At 57.1% G+C, this 20,784-nt stretch carries 18 protein-coding genes; 10 read left to right on the top strand and 8 right to left on the bottom strand.

What is annotated here, in order from left to right; genetic code table 11:
* Positions 1–44: 44 nt before the first annotated feature.
* On the top strand, positions 45–809 hold the full coding sequence (locus VJ369_RS09085; RefSeq protein WP_324091756.1) for an alpha/beta hydrolase: 765 nt from the start codon (positions 45–47) through the stop codon (positions 807–809).
* Between the two features lie 82 nt (positions 810–891).
* Here the strand turns inward: VJ369_RS09085 and VJ369_RS09090 are convergent, their stop codons facing one another.
* Complete coding sequence (locus tag VJ369_RS09090) at positions 892–2,262, bottom strand: M16 family metallopeptidase (RefSeq protein WP_414652638.1); 1,371 nt, start codon at positions 2,260–2,262, stop codon at positions 892–894.
* 315 nt (positions 2,263–2,577) lie between these two features.
* Between VJ369_RS09090 and VJ369_RS09095 the strand changes: the two genes are divergently transcribed.
* Positions 2,578–2,901 carry a hypothetical protein gene (locus VJ369_RS09095; RefSeq protein ID WP_324091757.1) on the top strand — a complete coding sequence of 108 codons (324 nt, stop codon included), beginning with the start codon at positions 2,578–2,580 and terminating at the stop codon, positions 2,899–2,901.
* 200 nt (positions 2,902–3,101) lie between these two features.
* Here the strand turns inward: VJ369_RS09095 and VJ369_RS09100 are convergent, their stop codons facing one another.
* On the bottom strand, positions 3,102–3,593 hold the full coding sequence (locus tag VJ369_RS09100) for an S-ribosylhomocysteine lyase (RefSeq protein WP_324091758.1): 492 nt from the start codon (positions 3,591–3,593) through the stop codon (positions 3,102–3,104).
* 141 nt (positions 3,594–3,734) lie between these two features.
* Between VJ369_RS09100 and VJ369_RS09105 the strand changes: the two genes are divergently transcribed.
* Both VJ369_RS09105 and VJ369_RS09110 read left to right on the top strand, forming a co-directional pair.
* A complete protein-coding gene (locus VJ369_RS09105) occupies positions 3,735–4,316 on the top strand; it encodes a purine-nucleoside phosphorylase (RefSeq protein ID WP_324091759.1) in 582 nt (193 codons plus the stop codon).
* A 305-nt stretch (positions 4,317–4,621) separates the two neighbouring features.
* Positions 4,622–5,494 carry a PaaX family transcriptional regulator C-terminal domain-containing protein gene (locus VJ369_RS09110; protein ID WP_324091760.1) on the top strand — a complete coding sequence of 291 codons (873 nt, stop codon included), beginning with the start codon at positions 4,622–4,624 and terminating at the stop codon, positions 5,492–5,494.
* Between the two features lie 94 nt (positions 5,495–5,588).
* Here VJ369_RS09110 and VJ369_RS09115 read toward each other — a convergent pair whose 3' ends face one another.
* Entirely contained in the window at positions 5,589–6,008 is a 420-nt protein-coding gene (locus tag VJ369_RS09115) for a RidA family protein (RefSeq protein WP_324091761.1), read from the bottom strand.
* Positions 6,009–6,150: 142 nt separating this feature from the next.
* On the opposite strand from VJ369_RS09115, the gene VJ369_RS09120 reads away from it, so the two are divergent.
* From VJ369_RS09120 to VJ369_RS09140, 5 genes are all read left to right on the top strand, one after another.
* Positions 6,151–7,011, top strand: coding sequence for a fumarylacetoacetate hydrolase family protein (locus VJ369_RS09120; RefSeq protein ID WP_324091762.1), 861 nt, complete (start codon positions 6,151–6,153; stop codon positions 7,009–7,011).
* Between the two features lie 41 nt (positions 7,012–7,052).
* Positions 7,053–7,535, top strand: coding sequence for a cupin domain-containing protein (locus tag VJ369_RS09125; RefSeq protein ID WP_324091763.1), 483 nt, complete (start codon positions 7,053–7,055; stop codon positions 7,533–7,535).
* Entirely contained in the window at positions 7,532–8,425 is an 894-nt protein-coding gene (locus VJ369_RS09130) for an acyl-CoA thioesterase (RefSeq protein ID WP_324091764.1), read from the top strand. The genes VJ369_RS09125 and VJ369_RS09130 overlap by 4 nt, the downstream gene beginning before the upstream one ends.
* Before the next feature lie 34 nt (positions 8,426–8,459).
* A complete protein-coding gene (locus VJ369_RS09135) occupies positions 8,460–10,091 on the top strand; it encodes an AMP-binding protein (protein WP_324091765.1) in 1,632 nt (543 codons plus the stop codon).
* Between the two features lie 67 nt (positions 10,092–10,158).
* Positions 10,159–12,549 carry a bifunctional salicylyl-CoA 5-hydroxylase/oxidoreductase gene (locus VJ369_RS09140; RefSeq protein WP_324091766.1) on the top strand — a complete coding sequence of 797 codons (2,391 nt, stop codon included), beginning with the start codon at positions 10,159–10,161 and terminating at the stop codon, positions 12,547–12,549.
* 419 nt (positions 12,550–12,968) lie between these two features.
* On the opposite strand, the gene VJ369_RS09145 is transcribed toward VJ369_RS09140, so the two are convergent.
* The 3 genes from VJ369_RS09145 to VJ369_RS09155 form a co-directional block, all read right to left on the bottom strand.
* Positions 12,969–14,621, bottom strand: a complete 1,653-nt coding sequence (locus VJ369_RS09145) for a thiamine pyrophosphate-binding protein (RefSeq protein ID WP_324091767.1) — start codon at positions 14,619–14,621, stop codon at positions 12,969–12,971.
* Between the two features lie 73 nt (positions 14,622–14,694).
* Positions 14,695–15,483 carry a cyclase family protein gene (locus tag VJ369_RS09150; protein ID WP_324091768.1) on the bottom strand — a complete coding sequence of 263 codons (789 nt, stop codon included), beginning with the start codon at positions 15,481–15,483 and terminating at the stop codon, positions 14,695–14,697.
* 230 nt (positions 15,484–15,713) lie between these two features.
* Positions 15,714–16,193: a thioesterase family protein gene (locus VJ369_RS09155; RefSeq protein ID WP_324091769.1), complete on the bottom strand. Its 480-nt coding sequence runs from the start codon at positions 16,191–16,193 to the stop codon at positions 15,714–15,716.
* 113 nt (positions 16,194–16,306) lie between these two features.
* On the opposite strand from VJ369_RS09155, the gene VJ369_RS09160 reads away from it, so the two are divergent.
* Positions 16,307–17,650: an aromatic acid/H+ symport family MFS transporter gene (locus VJ369_RS09160; RefSeq protein ID WP_324091770.1), complete on the top strand. Its 1,344-nt coding sequence runs from the start codon at positions 16,307–16,309 to the stop codon at positions 17,648–17,650.
* A gap of 571 nt (positions 17,651–18,221) precedes the next feature.
* Here VJ369_RS09160 and VJ369_RS09165 read toward each other — a convergent pair.
* Together VJ369_RS09165 and VJ369_RS09170 are read right to left on the bottom strand one after the other, a co-directional pair.
* The gene (locus VJ369_RS09165; protein WP_324091771.1) at positions 18,222–19,709 is read right to left on the bottom strand and encodes an MFS transporter; all 1,488 of its coding nucleotides are present in this window, start codon (positions 19,707–19,709) and stop codon (positions 18,222–18,224) included.
* Positions 19,706–20,764, bottom strand: a complete 1,059-nt coding sequence (locus VJ369_RS09170; RefSeq protein WP_324091772.1) for an MBL fold metallo-hydrolase — start codon at positions 20,762–20,764, stop codon at positions 19,706–19,708. Before VJ369_RS09170 ends, VJ369_RS09165 begins: the two co-directional genes overlap by 4 nt.
* Positions 20,765–20,784: the final 20 nt, after the last annotated feature.

Genomic DNA, 20,784 nt, shown 5'->3' on the forward strand with positions numbered 1-20,784 from the left:
CTGGCTAAAGTAGAGCATTCAGCAAATAAATACTAAGTTTTTTCGTGGAATCGTCCGCGGACGGAAGGGTACGTGTGCGGCACGGCTATTTTGGACAGATCCCGGAGACGTTGCGTACCCGCTTATCGGTACGCGTGGCAGGAACTGGTCCCGATGTGGTGCTCATTCATGGCCTTGGAGCCTCCAGCCGGTATTTCACTCCCCTCGCCCAAGAGCTATCGCGTGACCATCGAGTGATCGTTCCGGAGTTGCCTGGCCACGGCAAGAATATGGATGATGGCAGGCCGGTTAGCGTGGCACGCTTTGCTCATGAGGTCTCTCTCGCCTTACGCACATTAGATGTGAAAGATGCGGTCATTCTGGGACATTCCATGGGAGCTCAGGTATCCATCGAGATTGCTCGGAGCCGTCCCGAGCTGCTCAAACACCTGATCATTGCTGCGCCAGCGGTTAATGACCGAGAAGATACGCTCTTCCGGCAGGCTCGCAGACTCCTGCAGGACTTTCCCCACGAGTTGAATGCCGTCAAAGCCATCCTGCTCGTTGACTACCTGCGATGCGGCATTCCGTGGTGGGCTAAGAGCTGCACGCAGATGCTCGATTACCCGACCATTGACTATTTGGGATCGGTGCCTGTTCCTGTCGATGTAGTTTGTGGAACAAAGGATTCACTCTCGCCACCGGACTTTGGGTTACGGCTTGTGGCCAACGCTCCAAACGCGAAGCTGTCGGTATTTGAAGATGCGGCGCACGGGTTCAACTACTCGCATTTTGACCAACTAGCCCAGCTGGTACGCGCAACCCTCTAAGCGCAACGGCTCCACCATCAAAAAGTAAGGGACGCCCCCACTGTTGAAGTGGTAAGCGTCCCTTAGGTTTTTGTTGAAGTATTTAGCGCCCCAGCGCCGCTGCCGATTCGAATGGACCGACCACGGTGATGGTGCGTTCCTTGGCAGCCAGTTCCTGAGCCAACCCCTGCACGTCTTCCTTGGTAACCGCATTAACCCGGCTCAACGCCTCGTCAATGTCCTGGAATTCTCCGGTGACCATCTCAGCTCGTCCCAACCTCGACATCCGACTTCCTGGATCTTCCAGAGCCAACACTGTACCGCCAGCGAGCTGGCCCTTGGCCTGCGCTAATTCAGCGTCGGTAATACCGTCCGCCGCCAATCGATCCAGCTCGGATTCAAGCAGACCTATCACTTCGCTCGCCTTGGCTGGCGAACAACCGGCATACATGCCGAAGTATCCGGCATCGGTATACGCGGCCGAGAACGAATAAGTGGAGTAGGCAAGTCCACGCTTTTCACGGATCTCCTGGAACAGACGCGAGCTCATACCGCCACCGAGGACCGCGTTGAGCACGGCAAGGACCTGCCGCCTCTCATCTTGTCCGCTAATACCTGGGCAACCAATGATGATACTGGCTTGTTCTACCGGGCGGTTGATTACTTCAATGCCGGGCACCGAGACAATGGTTGCCGGTTCCGAGGAACGACGCGGTTCTGGAACAGCCATCGGGTCAAGGTCCCAGCCTGCCTCGGACAGCGAGGTGAGAACCATTGCGCATAGTTCGTCGTGGTTCAGCGAGCCTGCCGCGGTGATGATCACTTCGCTCGGACGGTAATGCGCCCGATAGTGCTCCATAACGGCCTCGCGGGAGATCTCCATGATTTCGGCAGGTGTGCCGCCAATAGGTCGCGCCAACGGGTGATCGCCAAGAACCTTCGCGACAAAGTGTTCGTGTGCTACCTCGGTGGCATCGTCAGCATCCATTGCTAGTTCTTCGATGATCACCCCACGCTCTTGCTCCAATTCCAGGGGGTCAATAACTGCGGAGGTGACCATATCTGCGATGACATCCATGGCCATCGGCAGATCGGAGTCAAGCACCCGCGCGTAGTAGCAGGTGGATTCTTTCGCGGTCGCAGCATTTGATTCGCCGCCCACGGCGTCAAAAGCCTGAGCGATTTCAAGCGCAGTGCGTTTCTTAGTTCCCTTAAACAGCAGGTGTTCCAGGAAGTGGGTCGATCCATAGTGCCCGGCTTCTTCGTCACGAGATCCAATTGGTACCCAGAATCCTACGGTGGTCGACCGCTGGCCGGGCATGGCTTCGGTGAGCACACGGACTCCACCGGGAAGAATACTGCGACGCACCTCTGCCCCGCCCTCGCCACGGTGGACCAGCGAAGGGTCGGCCGGATCAATTGGTGAGAACTGTTGTGCCTCAACCGAGTGCAAGGGCAACGGAATCATGACCACAGAGAAACATCCTTAAAACATTGGGCCCCGGCACTTGAATCCGGGCGGAACACTGCCACCATTCTCCCACAGTGGAGCATAGACAGCGTCCGTGTTCCACACACAGAAGAATCCTTAGTAACCCAGCACAAAGCTCTCCCTCCCCCAAGATGAGGTGGAAGGAGAGCTTTGAAATTGGGGACCGAATGACTAGCAGAATGCCTCATGGTCATCAGCAGATGAGTTTAATTTCATCGAGTTCCGACGCAATTTCCACAACAGATCCGAAGCCGCATTAGTGCTGTTGGGACAACCACGAAAAGGTCGTGGCAGGATATGTCAGCCTATCCAAACGGATCATGTGGAATCGTCGGTGGTGGTTCGGGAGCTTCTGGAGCCCCCGGCGGCATCGTTGGATCTGGCGGAAACCCCGGAGTTGAAGGCGGCTCAGGACTGTTTGGACCTCCAGGGACGGGGGTCAACGGATCAGGTGTGGTCGGTTCCGCCGGCGGAGGTGGTGGTTCCGGAGCGGGCGCGTGCGTTGGATCAATGGTGTTGTCCATGTGGCTCTCCTTATCTCCTGGCACCAAGCCAAGTATTCCCATTCAAGAACAAAGCCGCCACGAGGACAACCACTATTCAGTGAATTCACAGGAGTGAAGGCGCTCTAACTGGGGGATCTCAACCGTGAATCGAGAACCCAAGTATCCTTCGTCCAAACTTAGATAAACTACAACGAACCCCAGCGTTTATATCTCAAACGCTGGGGTTCGTTAAACGGCATTGCGCTAAGCGAGCTCACGGAATCATGATCGATCGCCCGAAACTAGTAGTTATCGACATCGATCTAACAGCTTCAATTAAGCAATATTGGTGCGATCAAACGCATCCAGGCTGATGCCCTGTTCCAAGATGACTTTTGCCCATTCCTTCGCCGAGTGCAGGCTATGATCGCGGTAGTTGCCGCAGCTCACGGCTTCCGTACCTGGAACGTCATCCCAGGTGACTTTCTCGGCTAGATCTTCAAGAGAAGATTTGATGGCCTGGGCAACCTCAGCTGGAGTTGGCTCGCCCCAGACAATCATGTGGAAACCAGTACGGCAGCCGAATGGCGAGAAATCAATCAGGCCCTCGAAGCGCGTACGGATCAGGCCAGCCATGGTGTGCTCAATGGTGTGCAGGCCAGCGGTAGGGATCTCACCATGGTTTGGCTGCACAAAACGAATATCGTAGTTTGTGATGGCATCGCCCTTAGGCCCATGCTCAACGCCGATCTTACGCACGTAGGGAGCCTTGACCTTGGTGTGGTCCAGGGCAAAGCTTTCAACAGCTGCAAGTTCAATTTCACTCATAGTTTCAGTCTATCCGCTCCCCCATTGGCAAAATTGAAGAACTTCATAGCCCGTAACCGATAAACTCAAGTGAGCATGCTGACCATCGAATTTGTTACCGGTCAGAATCAAAAAGACTTAAGTGTTGTTGAGAGGAACCGAATGTCACTACAGAAGACCCTGCTCGTATTCGCGCACAGTGATGAAGCATCCGCCTTCGCAGACGTGCCGCACATCGTCTCCGGAGTAGGGAAGGTTAACGCTTCGGTAGCACTCGCAGGTGCGCTCGCCGAGGGCGGCGTAGAGCGAGTCATCGTTTTGGGCACCGCAGGCGTAGTCGGCAATGCCGATGAAGACCGCCCGAGCTTGGATACGATTTACCAGGTAACTCGTTTGATCCAGCATGACTTCCCCTTGGCTTCGAATGATGTGGTGCCCACCGGTAAGATCTTGTTGCCTGATACTCAAGCCACTATGGCCACCGGTGACGTGTTTGTCAGCAATGACGAGCAGCGCGCCCACATCTCGGGGTTGAACGCCGCGTTAGTGGATATGGAAGGATACGCCTACGCCAGCATGTGCCAGCGTTTTGACGTTCCATTGCAGATCTTCAAGGTTCCTTCGGACTACGCCGATAGCTCCACGAGCATGGACGATTGGGATGCAATCGTTGTGGCCAAGAGTGTGCAACTGCGCGAGTTCTACGATGCGCACCTGAGCCCGGCAATCGACACAGCCAAATAGTACCGCGAGCGCGCGTTCCTCAGAAGTGAACGATTGGTGATTCACCGGTCCACCATCAGCTTCTGCTAAATAGTTCCACCCGGTACAGACGTGGATCGAGGAAACAGATACCTAGACCACGTCTGTGCCATTCGCGTTCGCGAATGTGCACGGATTCCAAAATCCGGGAATTCTTAGATGTTATTTTGCCGAACTGCCCACTTATTACCTTGGCCGATCAAAATGAACAAACTTCTTTGGCTTGCGCCATGAGGCTGACGGGTCGCACTAGAATCGAATAACTAGGATCGATTGGAGAACGTTTCATGACCGCACAGGCAAACGCACGTGTCAGTGCTGGAGACCTCTCTGTGCCTCGCCATCATCAGCTGATTGTGTCCCTCTTTGGTTTATATGCACGCCAGTACGGGGGCGCCTTGCCTGTGGCAACGATTATTTCCCTGATGGAGGATGTGGGAGTTGAATCCACCGGAACGCGTTCCTCGATATCACGATTGAAAAAACGCGGAGTCATTGAAAGCGTTCAAGTGCAAGGCCGCAATGGATATTCGCTTGCTGACTCTGTCTTGACCACGTTCGCCGAAGGTGACGAACGGATCTTCCATCCCCGTCGCGCCACAGCTCAGGATCGCTGGTTGCTGGCGACCTTCACGGTGCCAGAGACCCAGCGCAACATACGGCACAAGATTCGCTCAGCACTCGTGCGGATGGGGTTTGGGTCCGTAGTTCCTGGACTATGGATTGCTCCGGAACATGCCAAGGACGCAGCACTGGCCTATTTCACCCGACACGGACTAGATCAGTATTTCGAATTTTTCCTTGCCGAGCATATAGGCGGCGCCGAAATTCAGAAGAATCTTAGTTCTTGGTGGGACTTAGTTTCTTTGGATCAGCTATATTCCGAATTCTTGAACGCGAACCGAGACCGATTGGAAAGCTGGCAACAGCTTGTCCGGGCCGGGGACAACCCTGAATATGATGCCCGGGCATTCGCAGATCACTTGATCCTGCTCACCCAATGGCGACGGCTCCCTTACTCCGATCCAGGGCTGCCAGCAGAATTACTTCCAGAGGGATGGAATGCATTAAAGGCAGAAGATCTCTTTCACAAATTACACACACTCTTGGCACCCATGGCTGGTCGTCATGCCAAACGTACCATCGGTCTGGACAGCTGATACTGCTCGCAAGATAGTTCTAACCGTGCCAAGCCGAAGAGCCACGGACTCGCCCTTTTTAGGCAAGTCCGTGGCTCTTCGGCATGTCTGAAGATTAGTCCCGATCCTGGATCACGGCGACACCCTGAATCTCGATTAGGGCCTCTTTCTGCCAGAGCCGAGTAACACCGACACCAGCCATTGCGGGGTATTCGGTGCCAGCCATTTCGCGCCAGACCCGACCAATTTCGCGGCCATTAGCCATGTAGTCGTCAACGTCGGTCAGGTAGATCGTGACGCTTACCAGATCTTCTGGATGTCCGCCGGCTTCAACCAAAGTAGTCAGCACGTTGGAAAATACCTGTTTGAACTGCTCCACTATGCCGCCAGGAACGATATTCATGTCCTTGTCCAGGGCGGTCTGCCCGCCAAGGTAAACAGTGTTTCCGGCCTTCATTCCATGCGCATAACCAGAGGGCTTAGCCATGGAAGCCGGATTAATCGTTTCATTGCGATGAAGCTTGGTCTCAGTCATTTCCAACTCCTGTACTGGGCTAATCAATTGTGCCCCATTTGGCTCTAGCGTCATCTTTGTGATGCGTGCTACATTGAGCTTACGTGACGGCAGTAAAAAAGTCGACACATGGAATATGTACCGGATAAACAAGGAGTCACACATGAAACTCGCAACGGTCGAAGCGGGCGGGCAAACACATGCGGCACTGCAGGTCGCTCAGGGTTACCTCCCTCTTCCAGCCCGCAATCTCAGTGAGTTTCTACAAGACACAGATTGGCTATCCATCGCATCTACAGTCCTTGCAGAGCACCGCTCGGACAGTCTGCTCCCGACCGCTGAGGCGCGACTGCTCAACCCGGTTCCTGCGCCGGCTAAGGTGATCTGCTGCGGACTGAACTACGCTGACCACATTTTGGAAATGGGACGGGAATTGCCTCTATATCCGACATTGTTCGCCAAATTCGCCGACACCCTTGCCGATCCCGGTTCGGAGATCATCAGCACCGCTTCAAATAACGTGGATTGGGAAGCCGAACTTGCCGTGGTAATCGGAACCAAAATCACTAATGCCACCGAAGAAGAAGCTACTGCCGCCATTGCCGGCTACACCGTGGCCAACGACGTTTCGATGCGAGACTGGCAGCGCCGCACCCTGCAGTGGTTCCAAGGCAAGGCCTTCGACGGCACGACGCCGCTCGGCCCGGTATTAGTCACCACCGATGAGCTCGATCCGGAGTCGGGCTTGGAAGTCATCTGCAGAGTCAATGGCATAGAAGTCCAACGCGGCAACACTTCGACGTTTGTCTTCTCAGCGGCCCGACTCATTAGCTACATTTCCGAGTTCACTACCTTGCGCCCGGGAGATGTCGTATTGACCGGAACTCCAGGCGGAGTTGGCATGGGTATGGAACCCGCGCGTTTCCTCGCCGACGGGGACGAGCTCCAGACAGAAATCCCGGGAATCGGAACTCTCAAAAACCGCGTCCGGCTGCGCGTGAACACCCCAATTCCGAGCCACTGAATACCTGCAAATAAAGAACACAAACTTCGAAGGAGAAGAACATGACTGAAACACCCATGACATACCGCACCGAAGGCGATAACTCGATCTACGCTTCGGAAAATGGCCAAGTTATTCCCGTGGTTACTCGTGCCGGCTCTGAAGACACCAACACCGCACAGTCAGGTGACTGCATCCGTGTTTCGGGCGTCAGTATCCAGCACACCCCAGCGACCAAAATCTGGTTCGGCCAGGTGTCCAACGTTCCGGGCTACCGTTCCCTGCCGCATCATCATGGCGAAGCAGAAACCGGCGGCTACGTGTTGCGCGGGCATGGCCGCATCTACTTTGGCGAAAACTACGAACAGTATTCAGATATGAAAGCTGGCGACTGGGTCTTCGTGCCGCCCTTCATGCCCCACGTTGAAGCAAATATGTCGGTCACCGAGGAACTCGTGTGGCTCACCGCCCGCACACCAGAAAACATCGTAGTGAACCTCCCCGATGTTTCAGACACCTCGCTGGAAGGATACCGCCGAGCATGAACACCACCGAACTTTCCGCACAAGTATTCCTTAACGCCATCGAATTAACTGCGTGCGAAGCCGAGGTCTTCGACCAGGCTTTCACCGCGGTTCCGCAATATGTACCTTGGCCCAAGGCCTACGGCGGCGACATGGTTGCGCAAGGTGCGCTGTCACTGATGAAATCGGTGGACACGGACCGATCGCTGCATTCGATGCACTCATACTTCCTACGCCCGGTGGATATGCATCAGCCGGTACGCTACGAAGTCGAGCACTTGCGTGATGGACGTGGATATTCCACCCGCCAGGTCCGCGCCTTCCAGAATGGCAAATCCGTCTTCTCCGCCTTGGGATCCTTCCATGTCCCGGAAGAAGGTGCAGAATACTCAATGGATGCACCGAGCGATTCCTTGGACCTCGACCCGGAAACATTGTCCAGTGCCGCCCAGGCTTTGCAGGGCGTTGACAGCGAAGCCGCCACCTACTGGGCTGGCGGGCGCAGCTTCGACATGCGCCACGTGCCCGAAGCGATCTATCTTCCCGGCGAGCGCGCACAGAGCGCTCACCAGGCCGTATGGATCCGCGCTTTTTCGCCTCTTCCGAACGACCGTCTCGTGCAGAAGGCCGCTTTGGCCTACGTCTGCGACTACACCATCTTGGAACCGATTATGCGCAGCCTCGGGCTGAGCTGGGGCGACCCGGGATTGGTGACTGCCAGCCTAGATCATTCCATGTGGTTCCACCGCGAAGGGCGCATGGACGATTGGGTGCTGTACGCCCAAGAGGCCGTATCCAGCCAAAACAGCCGTGGTCTGGCCATCGGGCGTTTCTACACCCGCGATGGGAAGCTCTTAGCCACCGTTGCCCAAGAGGGCATGATCCGCGCCGCTCGGACCACCGCAGCCTAGGATATCCGACCGATTCACCCTACGGAGTTACCTGATGGAACTTTCACCTTCCGCGCATGAGGATACCTTCACGCGAGATCACCTTCCGCCACAGAATCTGTGGCCCACAATGGAATTCACCTTGCCCGAATTGCAGTATCCGGAAAGGCTGAATGCCGCAGAGGTCCTCATCGACCAGGCTGCTGCAGAATTTGGTGCGGACCGCACCGCCCTTCTGGCCCCAGACGGCACCAAGCTCTCCTATGGTCAGTTGCAACGCCAAGCGAACCAAGTGGCCCAAGTGCTGGTTGAAGACTATGCGCTGCGCCCAGGAAACCGGGTGATGCTTCGTGGTCCAAATAATTCCTGGCTGGTCGCCGCTTGGCTTGGCGTGCTCAAAGCCGGCGGCGTTGTGGTCACCACCATGGCGGCCCTGCGCGCCTCTGAGATATCAAAGCTGGCTGAGCTGACGCGTCCTTTGGTGCTGCTAACCGATCACCGATTTGCCGAAGATGCCGTACAGGCCAGCGGAGGCACGTATCCAGTGCTGAACTACGGTGGCCAAGGCGAGGACGATCTTGCGCAGTTATGCGCTGCCAAGTCCGGTGAATTCACTGCGGTGGATACGGCGGCCGACGATGTGGCATTGCTTGGGCCTACCTCGGGAACCACTGGTGTCCCCAAGATCACCATGCATTTCCACCGTGACATTCTGGCCAATGCGGATACTTTTGCCCGTTACCTTCTTAAACCTACCCAAGATGATGTCTTCGCGGGTTCTCCCCCTTTGGCATTCACTTTCGGTTTAGGCGGCCTCGTAGTTTTCCCGTTCCGCTTTGGAGCTAGCTCGCTCCTGACCGAACGCGCTACCCCTGTGGAATTGGCCGAGTATTCGCATCAGGTCGGTGCCACGATTTTGTTTACCGCTCCGACCGCCTATCGCGCAATACTTAAAAACGGCAAGGAAGACCTGCTCAAATCGCTGCGCGTGGCAGTATCGGCCGGCGAACACCTGCCTGCCGAAACTTGGCACCAGGTCAAGGCTGCCACTGGATTGGAACTGGTCAATGGCATCGGAGCCACCGAACTGCTGCATGTGTTCGTATCCGCTGCAGGCCCGGATATCAAGCCCGGAGCCACAGGCAAAGCGATCCCAGGTTACCGCGCCACCGTGCTGGATGAAGATGGCAATGAGGTCGGCACAAATGAACCGGGCCGGCTCGCAGTCATTGGACCGACCGGGTGCCGCTATCTCGACGACGAGAGGCAGCACAACTATATCTGCAATGGTTGGAATATCACCGGCGACATCTTCTACAAGGACGAAGAGGGCTACTTCGTCTACCAAGCACGAAGCGACAATATGATCATCTCCTCCGGTTACAACATCGGCGGGCCAGAGGTCGAACAAGCTTTGGACCAGCACCCTGACGTGCTGGAAAACGCCGTAGTGGCTCGTCCTGATCCGAATCGCGGATCCATCGTCTGTGCTTTTGTGGTTCTCGTCGAAGGCGCCGAGGCCAGCGAGGCGAAGGTCAAGCAATTGCAAGACTTCGTCAAGGCCACAATCGCGCCGTACAAGTACCCACGGGAGATCCGCTTCGTGACTCAACTGCCACGCAATCCCAGCGGCAAGCTCCAGCATTTCAAACTCCGTGAAGCTTTCAATGGCTCACCGGTCGCCTAATCACTGACAAACTTATCCGGGCTCTTACCGGCCCAGCACCCCTGTGGGGTTGATGAAAGGACACACCATGAAAATTGCAATTATCGGCGGGGGCCCAGGCGGCCTGTACTTTGGCGCTTTGATGAAGCAACTGGATACCAACCACGAGGTCACCGTCTGGGAGCGTAACGCCGCCTCGGATACCTTCGGTTTCGGCGTGGTGTTCTCCGACGAAACGTTGGGAGGCATCGGCAATGCCGATCCGGTGGTCGCCGAATACATGTCACGGCGCTTCGCCCGCTGGAGCGATATCGACATCCACTTCCGCGGCCAGATGCATACCGTAGGCGGCCAAGGCTTCGCCGCCATGAGCCGTAAGGAACTGCTTGAGCTGCTGCAGCGCCGCTGCATCGAGCTGGGTGTGGATGTGCGTTTTTCCACTATGGCCCCAGATGTGGAACAGCTCTCGGCCGAATATGATTTAGTTCTGGCCGCCGACGGACTAAACTCCGCTGTTCGTACCAAATACGCCGAGTCATTCAAGCCTTCCCTTGATCCGCGTACTTCGAAGTACATGTGGCTAGGTACTGATCAGGTGTTCGAGGCCTTTAAGTTCTTCGTCAAGGAAACCGACGCGGGAACCATGCAAATCCATGGCTATCCGTACTCCGATGAGGGTTCAACCTTCATCGTCGAGATGCACGAAGACGTGTGGCGGGCAGCCGGTTTTGATGAGACTGAAAATGAAGTATTCGCCCCGGGGGTCAGCGACGCAAAGTCAGTGGCCAAGGTGTCCGAGATTTTCGCCGAGGAGCTGGCCGGCTACCAGGTGCTCACTAACAATTCGAAGTGGATCAATTTCACCACGGTGCGCAACGAAAACTGGCGTCATGGAAACATCGTCCTTCTGGGTGACTCCGCGCACACCGCCCACTTCTCTATCGGTTCGGGTACCAAGCTCGCCATGGAGGACGCCCTGGCACTGGCAGCCTGTTTGCATGAGCACGCTGACGTGGATAGTGCTTTGGCTGCCTATGAAACCGAACGACGTCCGGTGGTTCAATCCACCCAGCGTGCGGCCCAGGCCTCACTGGAATGGTTCGAAAACATTGGCCAGTACAAGGACCAAGACCCTGTGCAGTTCTGCTTCAACCTGCTCACCCGTTCCCGGCGGATCACCTACGACAACCTGAAGTTGCGTGATCCTGGGTTTGCGCAAACCGTTGATGAGAACTTTGCCAGGTTGAATGATTCGACCGCCGTCGCTCCTGCGATGTTCCAGCCACATAAGCTGGGCAACACGGATCTGGTGAACCGCGTGGTGGTCTCCTCCATGGACATGTATTCGGCCGCCGACGGGGTACCCGGTGAATTCCATCTGGTCCATCTGGGTTCCAAGGCCATGGGCGGTGCCGGGCTCGTAATGACCGAAATGGTATGTGTCTCGGATATCGGACGCATTACCCCTGGATGCACCGGACTCTACACCGATGAACAGGCCAGCGCGTGGAAGCGGGTGACCGATTATGTGCACGGAAATTCAAATGCCAAGATCGGCGCACAGATTGGGCACTCGGGCCGCAAGGGTTCGACGAAACTGATGTGGGATGGCATCGACCAGCCACTGGAGGAAGGTAACTGGGAGGTACTGGCTCCGAGCTCACTGCCCTACGGGGAAGGCTGCCATGTGCCAGTGGCGATGAACCGCTCGCAGATGGACGAGGTACGTGAGCAGTTCGTATCCGCGGCCCGCCGCGCCGAAGCCGCAGGCTTCGACGTGCTGGAAGTACACATGGCCCATGGCTACCTGCTCTCCTCCTTCCTTTCCCCGTTGTCCAATAAGCGCACCGATGAATATGGTGGCTCGCTGGAAAACCGGCTGTGCTACCCATTGGAAGTCTTGGACGCGGTGCGCAAGGTCTGGCCAGAGGGGAAGACTATCGGTGTGCGCATCTCGGCCACCGATTGGTCCGAAGGCGGCAACACCGAAGAGGACGCGGTGGGAATCGCCACGGCCTTCATCAACCATGGTGCGCAATTCATTGATGTCTCCTCCGGGCAAATAGTCAAAGATGAAAAGCCTGCCTTCGGGCGAAGCTACCAGACTCCTTTTGCTGACAAGATCCGCAATCAGGTTGCTGCTCAGACGGGCGTCTCCGTCATTGCCGTCGGCGCAGTCTCCTCATACGATGATGTGAACTCGATCCTGCTGGCGGGCCGTGCGGATCTGGTAGCACTGGGCCGTACGCATTTGTACAACCCGCAGTGGACTTTGCAGGCAGCAGCCGAGCAGGATTATGTGGGCGCTGGCGCGACTTGGCCGTTGCCGCTGAAAGCTGGTCGACGCAAGCCACCCGCAGCCCGCACTGATGCGGTACGCCCGCGCCTCTCGCTATTATCGGAGACGCAAGAAGTTGACCCGACGCATGTGCGTTGGACTCCGGCGAAGGATGCCCAGGCGCTTGCAAGCAGCCGGTAACTGGTCCGGTCGGTTTAACTGATGGCACAGATGCCCGGTTCGCGTGCTCGTTGAGCAGCAGCGGACCGGGCATTGTCGCGTCTGAACTCTGTTTTTCGAGGGAGCAACCGGATCTAATGTCCGAGGGAACAACTGGTGAAAGGTCGGTTGTTGCCCCGTCGCGGATCCCCGATAGAAGACTCCGTGATCAGCGACAAGCCACGCTTTCTTGTACTGGCTCGTGAACGGAGAACCCGGTACGCAGTTCTCAATTCTTCTAGCTTGGGTAATTGCTTCGGACTGACTACGGATGGCAAATGGAGTGCGGCCAAATGCTCACGGCAGCATCAAGGCGCTAGCTTCTGAATTCACTTTAAAAACCAAATACTCCGGAAATATGATCTTCCGGAGTACTTGGCCTAGATATCGCGGTCGTTGACCTAGTGCCCTTTAAATGCCTCAGCCAGCCACCAGGCTCCGCCATCCGACGAGATCTTCGCATCAATGACTAATGGCCCGGCCGGATCCGATTCAAGCCACTGCTTAACCGCTTCGAGATCTTCCAACGAACGCACCGTGATTCCTTCGGCACCGAAACCGCGGCCAATGGAAGCGAAGTCGGTCTCGGGGAAGACCACCGACCCCATGTCGGCGGTCGGATCGATTTCGCCGAAGTGGTGCACTTCCGCGCCATACGCGGCGTCGTTGTAGACAATGCACACCAGGGGCATCCTCAGGCGGACCGCGGTATCCAACTCGGCGATGGCCATATGGAATCCGCCGTCGCCGGTGCCCAGCACAGGCAAGCGATCAGGCTGGGCCAAGCCGGCGCCGATTGCCGTGTACAGCCCCAGTCCAATGGCCTGAAACGCCTGCGTAAAGCAGAAGCCGTGCTCATCCGGGACGGAGAGGAACTGGCTCGGGTATCCCATGAAGTTCCCGGAGTCCACGCTGAGGATCCGCTCGGCCGGCAACAGCCGATCCAAATGCTTAGTCAGCGTTCGGGGATCTATGGAATTATCCGTGGAGAGGTCCTGGTAGTCGACCTGTTGCCAGTGAATTCTCTGGGTGATCCATTCATGGATTTCCCCTGTGCGGTAGCCATCGCGTTGTTTGATCTTCTGCGATCGAAGAAGCGAAAGCACGTCGCTGGCGCATTGGGCCGAATCTCCCACCACGCCCAGATCCACTGGCCGGTTGGCGCCCAAAGCCGGTTCCTCCAGATCCACCTGGATGATCTTGGTGCCGTTGCCGATTAGGCGACCGTGGCGCATGGTCCACATATTCAATGCGCAACCGAAGCCGATGATCAGGTCCGCATTGCTGATCAGCTCTGCGGCCAGTGGTGAGGAGAATCCACCGGAGATTCCGAGGTTGAATTCGTCCTCGTTGAATAGCCCCTTGGCTACAGCCGAGGTGGCGACCAGTGCACCGCTATGCCGCGCGAGGGCCAGAATCTCATCGCGAGCGGACTTTCCGCCGCGGCCGGCCACGAACACCGGGCGCTTTGCGCCTTGCAGAAGCACAGCCATGGCCTCGACCGAAGCATGCGAGGGCCTGACCGGTTCGACTGGAACCACAACCGGGATTTCGACTGACTCCACGGCAGGTAAGGCCTGAATATTTAACGGCAGGTTGAGCACCACCGTGCGGCGATCATTGACTGCCGTCCGGTAGGCTCGCACTGTATCGGCTACAGCGCTTTCGGCGCTGTGCACCCGCTCGGAGACCGCGTGCACCGAGGTTGCAAACGAATCCTGGTCCATCGCGAAATTCGAGTAGACCGCGCTCGGGGCGGCTTCCGCAGCCAAGACGATCAACGGGGTACGCGACTTCGCCGCTTCGCCGATCCCGGTTGCGGCATTGGTCAGCCCGCAGCCCTGGTGCACTGAGAGCACCGAAACCTTGCCGCTGGTACGCGAATAGGCATCCGCCATCGTGGCTGCGCCGCCCTCATGCCGGGTGGCGGTATAAGCCACACCGTGGGCCATGAGGGCATTGGTCACCGTAAAGTTTCCGCTGCCAACTACACCGAAGGCATGTCCCACCCCGAGCCCAGCCAGGGTCTTGCCGACTAATTCTGCGACGTTCATTCACGTACCTCCATACAGGCGAAAATCAATAATTCGAGCACCCATTGCGCGACTGGGCAGTCGAGTTGTGAAGTCAGTTCTCAACCAGGGCAAACACGCGTGTGGGAGCACCGGTGCCGCCGACGATCGGAAGCGGTGCGACCACGATCATCGCACCGAATGCTGGCAACTTGTCCAGGTTTTTCAGCGAGGTGATCCCGTATTTGTCTGCTCCGAGCAGGTAATAATGCATGGGAAACGGAGGTTCCAGCACCCCGGCATTGCCCGCATCGATTCCCACTGTCTCCACGCCGATTCCTGAGATATCCAGTTCGTCGGCAATGTATTTGGCGCATTCGGCGCTGAAGCCAGGAGTGTGCGAACCGGAGTCATCCAGGTTAAGGAATGCCTGCTTATCATGGTCGTACTGGTCCCACCCGGTCCGGAAGAGCAACCAGGAGTTCCGCGGAACCTCCCCGTGTTCCTCCTGCCAGGCCCGCAGGTGCTCGACATCGATGAGGAAATCCGGGTTGGCGGCTGACTCTGCGCTGAAGTCCAGCACTACTGCTGGTCCGATCAGGCGCTGCGGGTCCAGCTGGGAGACGTCTTTGCCGTCTCTGCCACTGATCCAATGGATGGGTGCGTCAATGTGCGTCCCGATATGCTCACCGGTTTGGATGTTGTGGTGTTTCCAGAACGGTCCTTTCGCATCATAGGCTACTACCTCTTCGAGGCTGAAGTCGTTCAAGTTAGCGAACGGTTCTGGCAGCACCAAGGTAGGGGTCTCTGCCGAGAGCGGCGCGGTCAGATCGTGGACGTGGATTGCTCCCGTAGCCAGTGCCGTCAAGGTGGAGCTCAAGGTACCTTCGTTAGTGTTGGTCATTTATTCTCTCCTGCATGCGCCGGTTACCGCGTGATCAACCTAGAGGTAAAGTGACGATCGTCACGAATATTACATTTCGATTCAATCTATCAGCCCGGGCGCTGAAGGCAAACAATTTCACGAAATGGGTCAGGCCGCGTGAAGGCATCAGCGCACGGACAATTACAGCCCCGCCCTCGTGAAGGCGACATAGCCGAAAGCCGCGGCCCGCAGAGGCACGTCGGGGGAATTTAGGTTCCAGTACCCAGCGCGGCAAGGATTTCCCTTGGCCAAGGCGCCGCACCCTCCCCACTTGGAGGAGCACAGACCGTCACGAATTTCCCTTCGGCCGCAAGTACCAGCCCGCGCTCTTGGTGCGGGTGGCCCCAGACCTTGAACCCGAAGGTCATCGAGCTCGTTCCGATACGCTCCACCCGGACTGCGGCAGTCACCTCCTGGCCGAAGAAGAGCTTGGCGCTAAAGTCAATTTCTTGGCGCACTCGGGGTGCCATCGCGAAATAGGAATCGGCACCAGCATCGCGAAAGAGCTTCGCCTCGGCCGCCTCGACGAAGTGCATGATGGCAGAGTTGTGCTGATGCCCGGCCGCGTCCGTATCAACCCATTCAATAGTCCTCTGCAGCGCCTCGCCGTTCACTCCCGACGCAAGGAATACCTTGACCAGAGTCGACAGCGAAGCCTCCGCAGCGCTTGCTTTCTCTCGATTACTCATCGACCCTCCTAGATAATATTTATATAGGTATTGTAACGCACGTCACTTTAACGAGATGATTCATAAGTTGGACCTGAGAACACACGCCCCATCAACGACATAGGAGCTTGAAGATGCCATCTTCTTCCGAGGTATCGGATTGGAAAATCCCCAAACGCACCACCGGCATGGTGCTGTTCGCCTGTTGGCTCGCCATTCTGGCGGAAGGCTACGACGTCGGGGTGCTCGGCGCGGTACTTCCTGCGTTGGCAGAGTACAAGGAATGGTCACTCAGCCCGCTGGAGCTAGGTGGCCTCGGGGCATACGCCCTCGTCGGCATGCTGTTCGGTGCACTATTCATCGGCACTCTCAGCGACATCATCGGCCGCAAGCGCATGTTGCTGTTATCCATGGTCGTCTTCACCATCACGCAGGCTGGAGCCGCCTTGGCACCAACTCCTGAAATCTTCGGGCTGTTCAGACTGATTGGCGGATTGGGGATGGGTGGCATTATTCCCGTGGCTGCGGCATTGACCATCGAATACTCTCCGCCGAAGAAGCGTTCGCTGAATTACGGAATCATGTATTCCGGATATTCATTGGGTATTGTCGCTGCAGCATTGGTCGCTATGACCCTGCTCCCCATCCTCGGATGGCGTTGGGTAATCGCAGTCGGCGTGCTGCCGGTCGTGTTGCTGCCGCTTGTGGCATGGATTCTCCCGGAATCCCTTGAGTACCTCGTTGCCAAAGGCAAAATCAGCGAAGCGAAGGCCTTGGCCGCACGCCTCAATGTTGCCGACTACAGGCCGGTGGCACCGCCAGTACTGGCGGGAAAGATCCCTTGGCGTGAAGTCATGGGCTCCATGTTCTCCGGCAAGTATCTTCGTTCCACCATATTCTTTTGGATATCGCTGTTCTGCGGCATGGTCTTGGTCTACGGATTGAACACGTGGCTGCCGCAGATTATGCGCAGCGCCGGTTACGATTTGGGTTCATCGCTGACCTTCTTGCTCGTGTTCTCCTTAGCCTCAGCCGCAGGCGGACTGGCGCTGGGTTACCTTGCCGACCGGTTCGGCCAGAAGCCAGTCTTGGTGATCTTCTTCCTGCTCGGCGCCGGCGGCATCCTGCTGTTGATGTTCCCGAACACCATGTTCGTCAACTTGTGCTTCGTGGCCTTCGCAGGCATCGGCTCGATCTCTACCTCGCTGGTGCTCACCGGTTACATCGCCGATTACTACCCTGCGGCTCAGCGCGGCACCGCGACCGGCTGGGCGCTGTCCTTCGCACGCGTGGGCGCAATCTCTGGTCCGATCATCGGTGGTTGGATCGCAGCGACGGGAATCAGCTTTGAATTCAACTTTGTCTTCTTCGCCATCATTGGAGCCATAGCGGCCATTGCAGTGGCGTTGATTCCTCCGAGGATCAAGGAAGATCCCTCCCCGCAGCCGGTTATCGAGCGGGAGCTCGCAGCCGACTGATTAGTCGGAAATGCGCTTAGCTGCAAAACCAGCACGGTCTCGGAACTCGCCTTCAAGCGTAAACCGAGGCCGTGTTTGCACGTGCACATGAAGCCGGTGAGGCGCTGCCAGATACTCAAGTTTCCAAGGAGACGCTTGCACGCAATTGAGTCTACGGCTGCGCCGGCGTCCCAGCGCTCCATCCGGGCGTTACCATTGCTACTGCGCTTCGAAGACATGCCCAAATCGCCGGCCAGGAAGCGCTATCCATTGGTGCCTCACTTCCAACACCATGATCGTGAACCCAATCCCAAGGTAGTTGAGGTGGCACTTCCAAGTTTTAATTGCTGCGTCCGATCCGCATATGCAACCGTGTCACATCCCAACTTATTCGCACGCCCGTTACCGAATAGGCTGCGCAGTCATCGCGCTACCTGATTACCGCTGGTCGGGATCAGCGGGGGCTACCTACCTGACGCACGCCCGGACGTGCCCTGCATAAAAAGCAAAAGCCCCACTACCTGTGCCCGCTGACAAAGTAGAGTCAGCGGGCACAGAGGTAACGAATGCGCTCAGGATTCGTTTTTGCGCATCAACCGGTGAACGTGAACTTTGTTTGCAGCCTGCGCGCTGTTCGGTCCGGGTTGAGCATCAAGACGCAGAAGACGCCCACGATGACCAGATAGATGCCGATCATCCCGAATGAGGAGTTCATGCCTTGGGCGAGCAGTGCGGACATTTCTGCCGTATCAGCGACCCCCTTGGCACCGGGGACATAGCCTGCGCGATCCATGAGTCCACCGACCATGGCCGGAGCGATGACACCGCCGATCGAGGCAAGCCCGGTCAGGGTGGCCATGATTGCAGCTCGCTGCTTGGAGCAGACGCTGAAAGCGATGGCCGTAGGTGCAAGCGGGTAGATCATCGCGGTGCCCGCGCCCAAGGTCAGCATCGCGACCGCAGCGTATCCCGAAAGGAAAGGCAGGATCGAGAAGCACAAGCCGGAGACCAGAAGAGTCGCTCCGAACAGTGCACCCAGAGCCCAGCGGACGGTAACTCCGCGTTTCATCAGGTAGCGCGAGCCGAAGCCCAGAATCAACAGGGCGATGGCACCCACAACCCAGGGAAAGGTCGAAACTAGTCCGATCATTTCCGGTGACAGAGCGACCACTGAACCTAGATATTTCGGAGACCATGTGGTGAGGAATCCTTGGGCCCAGAAACATCCGGCCCCAGCCAATACCGCGGCAACGAACATCCACGATCCCAGGACTCTTCGAATCGGGACGATCTGCAGCAGGTCTGCCGAATCGGCGATACTGCCCGTACCATTGGGCTCGAATTCCTCCACCGGTTCCGACTGCGCTTCGTGATTCGTCACTGAATGCGGCGAGGTCCGCTGCGCTGCCTCAGACTCCTCCTGCGCTAAGGCTTTGCCAGCTTTCGAATGGCTGTACGGACCATCGCGACCTACAATGAGCCATGCCACGCTCCAGAGCAGCCCGAAGAGGCCCAAGAAGCCGAAGGCCCAACGCCATCCCAAAGCCGGGTTGGCGATAATCCAGGCCAGAGCAGGAGCTGCGAGAATCGGTCCCAAGGTCGACCCAGCGGCGACGATACTGCTGGGCAGTCCGCGTTCTTTGGGTTTGAACCATCCATGTACATGCTGCAAAGAAATAGGTGTGGCCGGACCTTCAGCACCACCTAAGAGAATGCGGGTCACCAGCAAGACCGCTGCACCGCCACCAAAGAGCATCGGGAACTGCAGGACGGCCCATGCGACGCCCATGGTCAGCAGGATCCAGCGGGTGGACACCTTTCCCGCCAGAAAACCGACCGCGACACCGACGATGGCGAAGAGGAAGAAAAATGCGCTGCCGATGAAGCCGAACTGCCCGGCGGTCAAGCCCAGCTCGCGCATGGCAGGATCAGCCACAAGGCCCAATACTGCCTTGTCGGCAAAATTGACGATTTGAAAAAGAACGAGCATACTCGTGACGATCCAAGCCCGCCGGTTCATCTTGCCATTTCTGATGGCGGCGCTCAGGGTGTGGTCTGCGAGATTCTGTGCATGGCTCATGCCAAGCTCCCCTTGGATTCAGTGGCGGCAAGTTGCAACTCTACTCCGCCAATATCAAAGACATCATTGTCTTCTGCGATGGAAACGGTCCCGGAAAAATCCCTACGTGCGGTATTCAGCATGACCTCCAAGTCGGCGGTGCCGGGAGTGTTGGGAACGATATGGTGCAGCACCAACGATGAAACGTTGGCTTGCTGCGCGACCTTGCCCACTTCGCTGTACGGAGTGTGCGATTCGCGCAGGTGCACTTCAATGCCATCCCGAGTCGGCCCGTCAGGGAATGTCTGAAGGATCCCCGGAAGATCAATAACTTCGTGGAGCAACAGATCCGCGCTTTGGGCCAGCTTGATGCAGTTCTCGGAGTAGGCCGTATCCCCCGAAACCACGACAGAACCGTAGCGCGAGTCGATCCGATAGGCGAAGGCCGGGAAGCACAATCGATGGTCAACGAGAATGGTCGAGATGGTGACCAGATCGTCGCGGTAGATCTCGAATGGTTCCATCTGCGGGTGCCTATTTTCCACAGCGCAAGCTCCGGTGGATTCCGGGATCTGGATATTGTGCGCCTGGATCCACTCATGTGGCTCGTCACGGCCTTCGTCTGCCATGCGGATGAGCACATCCGAGGCAAAAACCTTATCCAGCAAGGCGTCTACGATTTCTTCTGTGCTGCCCATCTCTCTATTGCCCACTCGTGCGGTGACATCTTTCTCGTGCTTCTGGTCCAGAGCGGGGACGCGGTTGGGCCGACCTGGTCCGAAGACCTGGATGGGCTGGGTGAAAGACTCTCCCGGCACCTGCCACCCGGTGACCAGATAGGCGCCGAGGTCGTAGATGTGATCTGAATGGTGATGGGTCAGCAGCACCGCGCGCAACTCGCCCCAGTCAGCGTGCGAACGGTAGTTTCGGATGCTTCCCATTCCACAGTCGATGACATAGGTTGCCCCATCGACACGAATCGCCGTGCTGGTTCCAGCACGGGAGCTGGAGACGATAGGGCCGCCTCCGGTACCGAGCGTATAGACGCTCATTCCTGTTGTCTGATTGGTGTTCACATTGATGCCTTACTCGTGGT

This window comes from Glutamicibacter sp. (genome assembly GCF_035257265.1).
Taxonomy (GTDB): Bacteria; Actinomycetota; Actinomycetes; order Actinomycetales; family Micrococcaceae; genus Glutamicibacter.